Annotated in this window: 10 protein-coding genes; all 10 read right to left on the bottom strand. The window is 42.5% G+C overall.

What is annotated here, in order from left to right; genetic code table 11:
* Positions 1-31 precede the first annotated feature (31 nt).
* Positions 32-1,138 carry a glycosyltransferase gene (locus LGO15_RS11480; protein ID WP_226087667.1) on the bottom strand — a complete coding sequence of 369 codons (1,107 nt, stop codon included), beginning with the start codon at positions 1,136-1,138 and terminating at the stop codon, positions 32-34.
* Between the two features lie 213 nt (positions 1,139-1,351).
* Positions 1,352-2,881: a phytoene desaturase family protein gene (locus tag LGO15_RS11475; RefSeq protein WP_226087666.1), complete on the bottom strand. Its 1,530-nt coding sequence runs from the start codon at positions 2,879-2,881 to the stop codon at positions 1,352-1,354.
* A gap of 169 nt (positions 2,882-3,050) precedes the next feature.
* On the bottom strand, positions 3,051-4,448 hold the full coding sequence (locus LGO15_RS11470) for an aldehyde dehydrogenase family protein (protein ID WP_226087665.1): 1,398 nt from the start codon (positions 4,446-4,448) through the stop codon (positions 3,051-3,053).
* A complete protein-coding gene (locus LGO15_RS11465; RefSeq protein ID WP_226087664.1) occupies positions 4,441-5,937 on the bottom strand; it encodes a phytoene desaturase family protein in 1,497 nt (498 codons plus the stop codon). The genes LGO15_RS11470 and LGO15_RS11465 overlap by 8 nt, the downstream gene beginning before the upstream one ends.
* Positions 5,938-6,062: 125 nt before the next feature.
* On the bottom strand, positions 6,063-6,950 hold the full coding sequence (locus LGO15_RS11460; RefSeq protein WP_226087663.1) for an alpha/beta hydrolase: 888 nt from the start codon (positions 6,948-6,950) through the stop codon (positions 6,063-6,065).
* Positions 6,951-6,974: 24 nt separating this feature from the next.
* A complete protein-coding gene (locus LGO15_RS11455; protein WP_226087662.1) occupies positions 6,975-7,220 on the bottom strand; it encodes a MerR family transcriptional regulator in 246 nt (81 codons plus the stop codon).
* Between the two features lie 122 nt (positions 7,221-7,342).
* Positions 7,343-8,389: a type 2 isopentenyl-diphosphate Delta-isomerase gene (gene fni, locus LGO15_RS11450; RefSeq protein WP_226087661.1), complete on the bottom strand. Its 1,047-nt coding sequence runs from the start codon at positions 8,387-8,389 to the stop codon at positions 7,343-7,345.
* Between the two features lie 278 nt (positions 8,390-8,667).
* The gene (locus tag LGO15_RS11445) at positions 8,668-9,534 is read right to left on the bottom strand and encodes a phytoene/squalene synthase family protein (protein WP_226087660.1); all 867 of its coding nucleotides are present in this window, start codon (positions 9,532-9,534) and stop codon (positions 8,668-8,670) included.
* Complete coding sequence (locus tag LGO15_RS11440) at positions 9,531-10,976, bottom strand: phytoene desaturase family protein (protein ID WP_226087659.1); 1,446 nt, start codon at positions 10,974-10,976, stop codon at positions 9,531-9,533. Before LGO15_RS11440 ends, LGO15_RS11445 begins: the two co-directional genes overlap by 4 nt.
* Positions 10,973-12,520, bottom strand: coding sequence for a phytoene desaturase family protein (locus LGO15_RS11435; protein ID WP_318999836.1), 1,548 nt, complete (start codon positions 12,518-12,520; stop codon positions 10,973-10,975). The genes LGO15_RS11440 and LGO15_RS11435 overlap by 4 nt, the downstream gene beginning before the upstream one ends.
* Positions 12,521-12,693 lie beyond the last annotated feature (173 nt).

Below are 12,693 nucleotides of genomic sequence, written 5' to 3'. Positions count from 1 at the left end.
ACGGTTGCCTCCACAGAAAAACTCAGAATATTCAGACCTTAATTTTACGACCCTTCCAACTCACAGAATGGAAAATATTCACCCTGATGAAGGAGTACAGATAGATCCCTACGAAAAACAAAAACAATATCGGATAAAAAGGGAAAACTCCCCATCTGAAATTACCGACCCTGCTGGCAAACCATGCACTTTGAAAACTATACAAGGTATACAATATGGCACTGAACAGCATTCCGGCAGGGTTCCCATCTATTATGGAAGAGATCAATGCTCCTGCTGCAATGAAACTGCCTGAAATCCACAAGATAACCATCAGCATGACAACGGGATGAGTTGACTTGGAACCGACGGCAAAACTTTTGCACCAGCCCTCGATCAGGCTTCCGATGCCTTCAGGGTACATTCGCAAGGACATAATTCCTTTTCCGCCAAGGCAGCGGACCGGGAGATCATGTTCAAGAAATGCCTCACCCAGTGCCAGGTCATCCATGATGGCTCCTTCGATTTTTTTATGCCCTCCTGACAAAAAGTAATCATCTCGATTACATAGGATGCAAGGACCGAACGAACCAGCGGTTTTAAACCGCGATCCCCAAATTGTAAATAAATTCATCCCGATCACGACAATGATGTTGAATACAACGGAGATGTGCTCATACAAGCGCTCCACTGTATGAAATGGCTGTAATGCAGTAATGCCCTTGGCTCCCTTTCCCTGATAGAAATGCAGCAAATTGCTTAAACCCTCCACACTGGTGAATCTCGTATCTGCATCTAAAAATAATAACCAGCTCCCTTCGGCCTGCCCGGCACCATGCCAGCAGGCTGATGATTTACCTGCCCCTGGATTCTGCAGAACCTTTGCACCATAGCTTTCCGCGACAGCCGCAGTATTGTCGGATGAATCGTCATCAACCACCAGAATTTCAAATTGTCTGAAGCGCTGCTCCTGCAATGATTGCAATAACGGTGAGATTCTGCCCTCTTCATTCCTAGCTGGAATAATGATGGAAAGAAACGGAAGACCACCCGTAGGTCTTGAGGAGATACCTGGAACCGGCAAAGACCAGAACACGATGAAGCCAATCACAACTGCCACAAATCCAACCGCGAGATTAATCACTTCTAAAGCAGTCATAAAACCTGCCTCCTTCCGCTGCGAGTAAGTAAATGATTCCTGAAAAGTACTTATTTCTGACTAAATGAGTATAAATTTTTCCACCTGGATTAGTGTCTAGCACCAGCGCCTAGCCCCTCGAGACGTTTCGGTCCTGCCAATGAAGTCAAAGAGCGACTTCACTGTCAGGCCCTCCAACGCTTGTCGGGGCTGACCAAGGCGCTTACGCTTTTCTTATACCGAGTAATCAAACAATTCGCCTGTATCGTCTTGGATCAGTTCCTGTGCTGTAATCTTGGCTGATAATAGCACAATTGGGACCCCCGCCCCTGGATGTGTACTGCTGCCGGTAAAGTACAAATTTTCACAATGGCTCGCCTTGCTTTGCGGACGATAGTGGTTGCTTTGTTTCAGAATTGGCTGCAAACCAAACGTGGCTCCATTATAAGCATTGAACTTCGACTTAAAGTCCAATGGTGTTGTATGCGTTTCGGTGACAATCTCATTTTCAATGTTTTCGAAACCATGGATTTTCTTTAATTCATTTAAAATGTAGCTTCGGTAATAAGAAATAGTTTCTTCGTCCCATTCATAGTTTGCTGTAGATACATCTGATACGGGCATCAGGATATACAATCCATCCTTTCCCTCAGGCGCAAGGGAAGGATCCATTTTTGAAGCTATATAGACATAAAAAGAGGCATTCGTCAGTTTCTTCCCATCAAAAATGTCTTTAAGATTCTGATCAAGGTTTTCGTTGAAAATAAAATTATGCACAGGTTCAATTTCTTCATATTTCCGGTCCATACCGAGATATAACAGAAAACATGAACAAGAGTATTTCATGCTGTCGATTTTCTTATCGGTATATTTTCCTTTGGCCATTTGATCTTTTACAAGGTGCTTCATCGCATATGGAAAGTCTGCATTACAAACAACATAATCTGAAGAGATTTTCTGCCCATCCACAACGATTCCTTCGGCTTTACGATTATGAATAAATATCTCCTGAACATCCTTGCCATAGTGAATAGTTCCTCCAAGCTCCCTGAAAAGCCTTTCCATAGCCAAAGCCATCGTATACATACCACCTTTTATAAACCATACTCCATATAAAAATTGAATCATGGGAATCATGGTGTAAAAAGAAGGACTCTTAAGAGGGGAAATACCGATATATAACGTTTGAAAACTGATCAACTGTTTCAGCCGTTCATTCTTAATATATTTTCCTATAAACTGATCTGCAGTGTCATATGGTTTCAGTTTCAATGCTTTCTTCAGCATCGGGAGGTTATAAAAATCACTCCTTTTGCGAAAAGGTCTTTGAAGGATGTGATGCTTTGCAATGTGAAATCGTTTGTAAATTTCATTCATATATTGAAAAAAACCTGCCGTGTCCTCTTCGCTAATTGATTCAATTGTCTTTGTCAATTGTGTAAGATCAGAAGATATATCGTAAGGCTTGTCAGGAATATCACTGAAATAAGCCCGATAAATTGGATCCAATTTTTCCATTGGAATGTAATCATCTGGGTCGCGGCCGCATAGTTCAAAAAGTTCACGGTATATTTCAGGCATCATGACGATGCTGGGCCCCAAATCAAATTTGTAGCCGCCATCCAGTTCAATACGATTCATTTTGCCTCCGGGTGTTAAACCCTTTTCATATATTTCTACCTGATAGCCCTCATGCTGGAGCCTTATCGCACTGGCAAGCCCTGCTACTCCGGCTCCAACGACAATCACCTTCTTCTTTTTCATGTGAATTCCCTCGCTTTTAAAAGTATTCTGCTTCATTTCATCACAAGTCCTAGAAGTAATGGCAGTCCTACATCCCACCTGTAGAGAAAGTGAAACAATCATGATCTCTCCTGAAGAGAAAGGGAATCGATCATGCTTGCTTATGGAATAGGCGTGTTCAATAATCTTACTACAGCAGCCACCTTCTTAACTTTTTCAATGCTTTCATATTTCGGTCGGAATACGGCGGGAATTTACCTTGAAAACGCAGGTAATGGTACGTTCTGTAATCTATTTTTTCATAACTAAAAGCAAGAAAACCAGCTTTGCCGTGATAAGCACCGTATCCGCTTCTACCAACCCCTCCAAATGCGATAAAGGGACTCGCAGCATGCTGGATCACTTGATTGACACTGATGGTGGGTGAACGCATATGCTCCTTGAACAGTTGAATTTGCTCCTTGTTGCTACTGAATATATAACCCGTAAGTGCATCGCGCTGAAGGCTGCCACTGGCTAATAATGATTTCAAGTCTGTATAGGGAATGACAGGAAGAACCGGACCGAAGATTTCCTCCTCCAGAATCGGACTTCCTGGTTTGATATCCGTTACCACGGTCGGAGCGATGTAGCGATCATTTCGATCATGCGTCCCTCCCTCCCGGACAATTCCCTGCCCGATAAAATCAACCATCTTATGAAAATGTGCATGTGTACAGATTCTGCCATAATCCCCGCTTGCCTGAGGCCGCTCTCCGTAGAAAGCGGAAACACAAGCAGAAATTTCAGTAAGCGTTTTTTCATAAATAGAGTGATGGACAAAAAGGGTATCCGGTGCAATACAGGTTTGACCAGCATTAAGGAATTTACCCCAGACAATGTCCCTGATGGCGGCTTTGGAAAAGCCTGTTTCATCCATGATACATGGGTTCTTCCCGCCGAGTTCCAGGATTACCGGTGTGAGCTGTTTAGCTGCCTGCTCTGCCACAGCTTTCCCTGTCTTTCCGCTGCCTGTAAAAAAAATCAGGTCAAAAGGGGATGAAGTCAACAGGCTCGCGGTTTGTGCATCTCCTGTCACAACATGTAATTGTTCGGGAGGAAATGCATGGTTGATGATTTCTTTAAGCAGTTCAGCGGTTGCTGGTGCATGTTCAGATGGTTTGATTACACAGCGGTTACCGGCGGCTATTGCACCAATGGCGGGCATCAAGGTAAGTTGGACCGGATAATTCCACGAACCGATGATAAGGACGCTTCCATATGGATGCCTCATTCTTTTGAGAGATTCCACATATCCCAATTTAAGGTGTCGGGACCGGACAGGCCGGTTCCATTGTGCTACATGCTTGCAGACATACTCGATTTCATTCAATAAAACGGCGATTTCAGAGGAAAAGGATTCGAATGCCGGTTTTCCTAAATCCGAGTGAAGGGCCTCGATAAAGGCTGCTTCGTGCTCCAAGAGAATGGTTTTCAGCTTCAAAAGCTGTTTTTTTACCACTTCAGGTGAAGGCCTTCCCGTGGACAACAGTTCCTCCCTCTGCCTTTCGGGTAATGTCTTCAGGAAATGAATATCATGGTCAGGCATGGGATGAATCCCTCTGGACTATTTTCTCGCTTACAAGCTGGCCGCTTAAGGTCACCATCGGCATTCCGCCGCCGGGGTTTACGGTTCCACCGACAAAATAAAGATTGTCATAGCGTTCACTTTGTTTCGGATGTTTGAATCCCTTATTTTTTTTGCGGTCTGACACCGTTCCATAAATGGCGCCTCGGTCAGAGCCATACATTGTTCTGATATCCTCCGGTGTCCATAAATCCTTTGTCACGATATTTTCCCGCAAATCGTGTAAGCCCATCTTTTCTAATTTGATCAAGACCCGCTCAGCGAATTGTTCATAGTCCTGCTGCGTGAAAGGTTTCTGATCCCGAATATAAGGAATATGGGGCAGGACTTTTATATTTTCATGTCCTGCAGGAGCTTGCGTCGGATCTGTTTTATTGACGTTGACCAAATAAATGACCGGATCGTCTGGCAGTTCATGACGATGAAAGATGGATTGCATTTGCTGCTTCATATTTTCTGCGAAAAAGAAATTATGATGGCGCAGCTGCGGATAGCTCTTTTTCACGCCCAAATGCATGACAAGACCGGAGCTTGCCGGTTCAAATTTCTTCTTTAATTTATTCACATACCGGCTGTCTTCCTCTAGTAATCGTTCGTAAACAGGGATGACTTCCATATTGGAAACATAATAATCCGCTGTTACCTTTGTACCGTCCTCCAAAATGGCTCCTGTGATTTCACCGTTGTTTTTTTCAAGTTTGATAATCTTCCTGCCCAGGTGGAAGTGAACACCCACTTCGTTAGCCAGCTTCACTAGGCCTTCCCCAAGTTTATGCAAACCGCCGGGTACATACCATACACCTTGGTCATGCTGCATGTAAATCATCATGTTCAAGACCGCCGGTGCATCGTATGGGGACGAACCAACATATTTGATAAAATACGAAAGCATATCGCGGAACTGATCATTACTTATTCGTTTATCAATGGCTCCATGGACTGTAGAAAACAGATCAAAATTCTTTATAGCAGTGAACAGGCTCGTATGTTTCATGATTTCTCTCGTCTTATCAACGCCATGCTTATAGTAGGTCTTATCCGTCATATCATAAAGTCTTTTTGAATAGTGAAGAAGATCCTGATATTCCCTTATATCGTTTTCACTCAGGGATGCGTTCTTTTCTTGCATTTCCTTCAAATCTTCATATAAATCTATGACATTTCCATCTGGGAAAAAGGAGCGCCATTGATGTTCCAGTTTTTCAATCGGCACGTAGTCCTTCATGTATTTCCCACTGGCAGAAAACAATTTTTCAAAGACCTGTGGCATCGTAAGGATGGATGGGCCCAAATCAAACCCGAAACCATCCTGCTCAAGCCGGTTCAGCTTTCCTCCAATATGGTCATTTTTTTCATATAAAGAGACATCGTATCCGGCCTGAGCAAGTGAAATCGCAGCCGACAGTCCACCAAGACCGCCTCCGATCACTAGTACGTTTTTATTTTTCATCTGTTATTCCCTCTCCTTCTCGCAAATTAAATTGGTGTTGACAGCAGTGTTGATTTGGACCATTTATATTTTGTAAAATAGTTCTGTTTGGTAAGAGATCGCTAGCGTATAACGGAGGAAATCCTTCAATTTTCATAGGATTCGGCACTTGCCCTGATTTTCCTTGCGACAAGCTTCCAAGCCTCTTCTGCTTTTTCTTTTGGGCCTAGATGGGTAAAAGCATGCTTACAATCTATAAAGATCTCTTTTTGGACGCTTACCCCAGATGCTTTTAATTTCTCATAATAGCTTTCGGCTTCAGGTCTGAAAGCATCGTACTCCGCTATGAGAATAAGGGCAGAAGCCAAGCGGCCGTTGACCACAGCACGAACAGGGGAAGCGAGATGATGCTCCGCTTGTCCTTTGTCCGGTACGTAGCACATGTTTAAAAAATGGGCAACTTGAGGATATCTTGCACGCCACTTATCTGGTTCCGGTTTTTCTGCATGCGGGGTGGCAAAATCCAGCATCGGGCAGGACAGAACTTGGAGCAACGGCTGATTTTCCCCTTTCTCTTCCAAGTAAAGACAGAGGGCTGCTGCTATATTTGCTCCTGAACTCTGTCCGCCAACCATTATTTTTTCTGCATCAATATTCAAATCATGGGCTCTTCTCTTTAACCATTGAAGGATTTCATAACCCTGTTCAATCGGCTTTGGATAGGGGTACTCTGGTGCTTTCGCATAATCGACATTAACAACGACGCATTCTGCCTGATTAGCAAGGAACCGGCAATAAGGATCATCCATCTCCTTTTCATGCATAATGAACGCTCCACCATGAAAATTAATATAGACAGGTAACTTTTTCCGGCTTGCTTCCAACGGATAGTACAAGGAAACGTTAGCAGGTTTTACAGATGTCCCAACGATCACATCTTTTTTCATCTTCACTTGCTGAAAGGGAATCATAGGTGTCTTCTTTGATTGATTAGGCAGGAGACGAAGTAATTTTGCCATTATGACAGTGAACATAAGGATAACCTCACTTTTTTACCATTAGCTTGGATTACGATCATTCTTCTGAAGGAAAAATGCAGCCTGCTTCACCGAGTACCCTTGGTGTGTTAAATTTTTTACTGAAAGAATCTTGTTTACATCAGCTTCTGTATAGACTCTGTATCCATTGTCCAGCCTTTTAGGAATGACGATTTGATAACGTTCCTCCCATTTCCGAATGACAAGTTTGGACAAACCTGTTATTTCAGAAACTTGCTGAATGAAATATAAAGGTTTTTCTATCATGGTTAACATACCTTTCTATAGAGCATGGGAAAGGTTTTTCTATTTGTATAAACCATCCCTTTCGTTGCACCGGACATCTATCTTCCCCTCTATACACCCTCAAACTTCTCGAAAGAGTTATTTTAATACGAGGATCCCACCCGCTTTATGGATGAAGTGTTCTTCAACTCGTTTAAGCTAGCAGCTCCAATGCTAAACATCGCAGCCTTTAATTCGTACTCTGTTTGAGTAAAACGATCCATTAACGCCTTTTCCGATGTTACCGCTTCTGCAAGAATGGATCGGCCAAAGCCAGCAAGATCGGCACCTAGCGCAATAGCCTTTGCTGCTTCTACTCCATTGTTGAGTCCGCCACTAGCAATGAGCGTTCCGGTTCCTCCATTTTGTTTTATATCAAGAATACACTCTGCTGTTGGAATGCCTAAGCCACTAATCGCATCAGCTACTGCTACTTTCAACGGATCAGTGGAGCGAAGTTTTTCGACCTGACTCCAGTTCGTTCCTCCTGCACCAGCCACATCTATAAATGAAATACCCACATCAACTAACGCTTTCGCCAATTGACTATTTATTCCCCATCCTACTTCTTTCACACCGATTGGAAGAGAGAATGACTTACATAGATCTTCAATTTTTTGAAATAACCCTCGGAAGTTTGTATTTCCTTCAGGCTGAATTAATTCCTGCAGACTGTTTAAATGTAGAACTAAGGCATCAGCTTCCACTAAATCGACAATTTTTTTACATTCATCAACACCGAAGCCGTAATTTAGTTGTACAGCCCCCACATTCGCAATAATCGGAATGCTTGGTGCGTACTTTCGAACTCGAAAGGTATAGGCTCTTTCAGGGTCTTCGACTGCAGCTCTTCCAGATCCTACGCCAAATGACCACCCTTTTTCTTCTGCAGCGATGGCGAGGTTTCGGTTAATGGTCATCGCCTTTTCGGTTCCTCCGGTCATCGAGCTAATGAGAAAGGGAGTAGCCACTTTCTTTTTAAGAAAAAAGGTCTCCACGTTAATTTCTGTAAAATCCACCTCAGGAAGTGCCTGATGGATAAATGAAAATTCCTCGAAGCCTGTTGTCACTCCTCTACCTTTCACATCGTCATTAAGACATATTTGGATATGATCTGCCTTTCTCTTGTTCACATCCTTAAATTGATTCATAATCTCCCTCCTTTAAAAAAGGCTCTGTTAAACACGGCTGTTGATTTTCGTTCCAGGCGCTTCGCTTTCCGCGGGAAGTCGGGGAGCCTCCTCGGCGCTTTGTACGCCTGCGGGGTCTCCCCATGACTTTCACATCCCGCAGGACATTGATTGTGCTTCCTCGAACCTGCCCACGCACGATGGAAATGCGTTAGCATTTTCGGAGGAGTCTACGCGCCTTCCACTACAATCAACAGGATGTAAAAATCAACATTTAGCATTAACAGAGCCATTAAAAATTAAGCTTCAATCGATTGGTGGTCAACATCCTCTAAAGCACTTTGTAACGTTGTTAAGTAGATTGCTTTTTTCTTCTTATCACTCACAACGGCTCGTTTTGTATAAACTTGATATTCATTACTTTTGACAGCTTCCATAATGGCAGCATAATAGTTGGATGCCAGTTTAACTGAAAACGCACTTTCAGTTGGGTAGGATTCAATATCTGCCAATCCTTCTTCAAACCAATCCCACGCAAGGTCCATCAGTCCATTGATCATTTTCTTGAACTTAAAATTGACGTTCATCTCTTCAAATTCAGTATGAGTATATTGATAGGAAGCCATCCATTCATCTGGAATATACCGTCGGCCTCTGTTTAAATCCTCTCCTACATCCCTAATGATGTTGACAATCTGCATGGCTTTCCCGAGCTGAATTCCTGCCTTCTGTACATCCGGGGTAGGCGAATCATGAAGAACGGGCAGAAGCATTTCTCCAACAGATCCGGCTACTTTTTCACAATAAACTTCTAGTTGCTTCATTGATTGATAGTGTGTTAATGATAAATCCATTCGTTGACCTGATATTTGCTTTAAAAATGGCTCTTTATCTATCGGAAAGTTGTCAAACAGCCACCTTAATGAAGGCCAAATAAAGTGTCCCTCTGCTTCTTCAATATGGTTGAAATGATCTTCTAGTTCTTCGAGTGTAAAAGGTGAATTTTCAGGCTCGTCAACTGAATCATCTATTAATCTGCAAAATGCGTAAATGACAAACACTGCTTCTTTCCTCGGGGAAGGAAGAAAACGGAATGCCTCATAAAAGCTTGCAGAGCCTTTCTTCATCATTTTTTCACACTCTAGAATCAGGTTAGAATCAATCATGCTCCCAGCTCCTCTTTTATTAACTCGCTTAAAATGCGTGCTCCTTGCAGCACAATTGGAACCCCGCCTCCTGGGTGAACAGAGGCACCTACACTATACAGACGTTCAATGTTGTATGGAGATAGTTGGGGTCTGAATCCTCCTGACTGGAATAGAGTCGGCGCAATCCCAAAGCTTCCGCCTTGAAATAGACCATCTTTTATCGCATCTTTTGGCGTACGGATTTCCATCCACCTGATGGATTCTCGCAACCCGCTAAAATGTCTCTTTTCAGCCTTTTGCAATACCTTTTCGACAAGAACAGGTGCTTCCGTTTCCCAATCAATGTCATCGCCAGAAGGTACCGGAATGAGCATGTAAAGGACACTTTCTCCAGGAGGTGCTGCCTGATCATCTAAGGCGACAGGATTAAAGATATAAAAGGAAGGATCATCAGGCAGCTGTTTTGTCTTAAATACTTGGTTCATATTCTTTTCAAAGTGTTCTGGCAAGTAAAATTGATGAGTTTTCATCTCTGAAAACCTTTTCTCCACTCCTAGATAAACCAGGACACAACCTGATGAAGGTTTGTAGCTTCGCTTCCGTTCACGGGTATGAATCATAGGATGCAAATTGGGGAAATCACCATTGAAAACGACTGCGTCAAAAGTGTAATTTTCATTGTTCGCAACTAACCCTTTGCACACATTCTGTTCAATCTGAAGCCGATCGACCTTTGCTTCGACATGAATCTCGATTCCCATTCGTCTGCAGGCTTTCTCTAACACAGGTATTAGACTGTAATAACCGCCCTTTAAATACCAAATACCAAAAGCATGCTCACTATAGGCGACCAACCCATACAGTCCGGGCACCTCTAACGGTGAACCGCCAATGTATAGAGATTGTAAGGAATATGCTTCTTGAAGCTTTGAATGTGAGAAGTAGGAAGCATTAAAGCTTTTCAAATCTTTGTATGCTTTTGAATCAACTAATAGTTTCATATTCTCAAAGGTAAGAAAATCTCGTTTTCTTTTAAAAGTCTTGCTTAGAAAGGCTTTCATTCCTAGACGATAGACACGAGACATGTCAGAGAGATAACGAAGAAATTGATCGGACTCCCCTGGGAACAATCGCTCTATTTCGGATAGCTGGGTAGGCAGATCCCTATACTTCGTATAAGTACTTCCATCATTAAAATGAATATCGTAAAGTGGATCACACGGAATGAGCTCCAATTCTTCTTCTGGTATCCCAGCCTCCTGAAGGATTTCCTTCAATAAATTTGGCAAAAGAACAATGGTTGGTCCTTGATCAATTCGATACCGCTCATTACCTTGAGACGTTAGTCTCCCTCCTATGAAAGCTTCCTTTTCAAAAATGGTGACAGAGTTCCCTTGTTTAGCCAGTAATAGTGCCGTTACAAGTCCACCCACTCCTGCTCCTACAATCCCTATTTTCATAATGGCATCTCCTCTTTGATTAACCCCTTATCTTGTGTGAAGTAGACTTCATTTTTTCCATATTGTTTGTTTACAAGGTTTGCGCTAATTCGCGCTGATTCAAAAATGGTCGGCAGTCCGCTGCCAGGGTGGGTTCCTCCACCAACTAAAAAACAATGACCTACATCTTCAAATTGATTATGGGGCCGGAAATACATCATTTGATCAAGAGTGTGGGCCAAATTGAACGTCGCTCCTTTGTATACATACACTTCGTTTTGCCATTCAAGAGGAGAGATTACTTTTTCAACTTCAATATGAGAACGAATGTCTTGCAGCTCTGGCTCTTGCTCCAAGATGGATAGCATTTGCTCTCGTACCCTCCCTTTTTCAACGTTCCAGTCAATTTCAGCATTTAAATTCGGTACTGGCATTAATACGTAGAGAGAGGATTTCCCTTTTGGAGCCAGGGTTGGATCCGCTTTAGATGGATTGTGAACATAAATGGATGGATTCTCCGATAATTTCATCGTTTTCGTCATTTCCTCCACATTTTTCTTATAATCATCTGCAAAAATAATCATATGATGTGGAAGATTGAGCGGTTTGTTCACACCTAAGTACAGCATGAAGGTAGAACAAGACAGCTTCTTCTTTTCAACATTTTCCTTTCGGTACTTCTTCAAATCTGATTGATCAAAAAGGGTCGTAACGGCATGACCAAAATCGGCATTTATGATAACGTCATCGCTGGTCACGGTTTCTCCATTTTCTAACCTAACGCCTACTGCTTTTCCTCTTTCGACGAGCACCTTTTGTACACCGGTTCCTGTATAGATTTTCCCTCCATTTTCTTCGATCACGGCAGCCATTGCCTTACACAGCTGATTGACTCCGCCAATTGGGTGGAAAAGGCCGTGTCGATGCTCAAGATAGGAAAGAATCGTAAAAGTGCCAGGACATTCCCACGGGGACATCCCCAAATATTTGGCTTGGAAGGAAAATGCCCATTTAAGCCGTTCGTCTTCAAAATATGTAGATAAACGGTTATACACGGTATCAAGCGCATTTAACTTAGGTAACGCTTTAACCATGTTTCTTGTCATAAAATCAGTCAGTTTTGTAAACGGCTGCTGAAGCAATGGGGTGACGCGGTCAAACTTCTCCCCTTCTACCTTCATAAATTTCTCATAACCAGAGAAGCTGCCTGGAAACTTTTCTTCCATTTCTGCTTTCATCTTTTCCTTGTTTCTAGAAGGAGAAAAGGTCAAGTCTCCAAATTTCAATGTATATAAAGGATCCAGTTCGTGCAGTTCCATATAATCCTGTAAACGACGTCCACTCATCTGAAATAACTCCTCAAGGATAGAAGGCATCATAAAGAAAGTGGGACCTAAATCAAAGGTGTAATCGCCTAGCGTAAGTTTTGACGTCCTGCCGCCAATGATGGGCTGCTTTTCATACACATTCACCTCATAGCCCTGTGCAGAAAGAAGCATAGAAACAGCTAGCCCACCGGGACCTGCACCAATAACTGCGACCTTTTTCTTCTTCGACATTTTCATCAATCCTCCACCAGCTTTATAAACTCATTATACAAACGTTATACAAACATTATACATACAGTATACGAATTTGTATAATATTTGTATAATATTTTGTTCTAAAAGTTCAATAAATATTTTTTACGGCAATCATCATCTTCTTACAACAGCCTATTTCTACAAATTTTGATTTG

This window comes from Mesobacillus sp. S13, assembly GCF_020422885.1.
In the GTDB taxonomy this organism is placed as follows: Bacteria; Bacillota; Bacilli; order Bacillales; family Cytobacillaceae; genus Mesobacillus; species Mesobacillus selenatarsenatis_A.
This window is presented reverse-complemented; position numbering and strand designations above follow the sequence as displayed.

Excerpts from the sequence above, each read along its gene's own strand:
- LGO15_RS11480 (WP_226087667.1), bottom strand. The coding sequence starts at position 1,138 with ATGACTGCTTTAGAAGTGATTAATCTCGCGGTTGGATTTGTGGCAGTT.
- LGO15_RS11475 (WP_226087666.1), bottom strand. The coding sequence starts at position 2,881 with ATGAAAAAGAAGAAGGTGATTGTCGTTGGAGCCGGAGTAGCAGGGCTT.
- LGO15_RS11470 (WP_226087665.1), bottom strand. The coding sequence starts at position 4,448 with ATGCCTGACCATGATATTCATTTCCTGAAGACATTACCCGAAAGGCAG.
- LGO15_RS11465 (WP_226087664.1), bottom strand. The coding sequence starts at position 5,937 with ATGAAAAATAAAAACGTACTAGTGATCGGAGGCGGTCTTGGTGGACTG.
- LGO15_RS11460 (WP_226087663.1), bottom strand. The coding sequence starts at position 6,950 with ATGTTCACTGTCATAATGGCAAAATTACTTCGTCTCCTGCCTAATCAA.
- LGO15_RS11455 (WP_226087662.1), bottom strand. The coding sequence starts at position 7,220 with ATGATAGAAAAACCTTTATATTTCATTCAGCAAGTTTCTGAAATAACA.
- fni (WP_226087661.1), bottom strand. The coding sequence starts at position 8,389 with ATGAATCAATTTAAGGATGTGAACAAGAGAAAGGCAGATCATATCCAA.
- LGO15_RS11445 (WP_226087660.1), bottom strand. The coding sequence starts at position 9,534 with ATGATTGATTCTAACCTGATTCTAGAGTGTGAAAAAATGATGAAGAAA.
- LGO15_RS11440 (WP_226087659.1), bottom strand. The coding sequence starts at position 10,976 with ATGAAAATAGGGATTGTAGGAGCAGGAGTGGGTGGACTTGTAACGGCA.
- LGO15_RS11435 (WP_318999836.1), bottom strand. The coding sequence starts at position 12,520 with ATGAAAATGTCGAAGAAGAAAAAGGTCGCAGTTATTGGTGCAGGTCCC.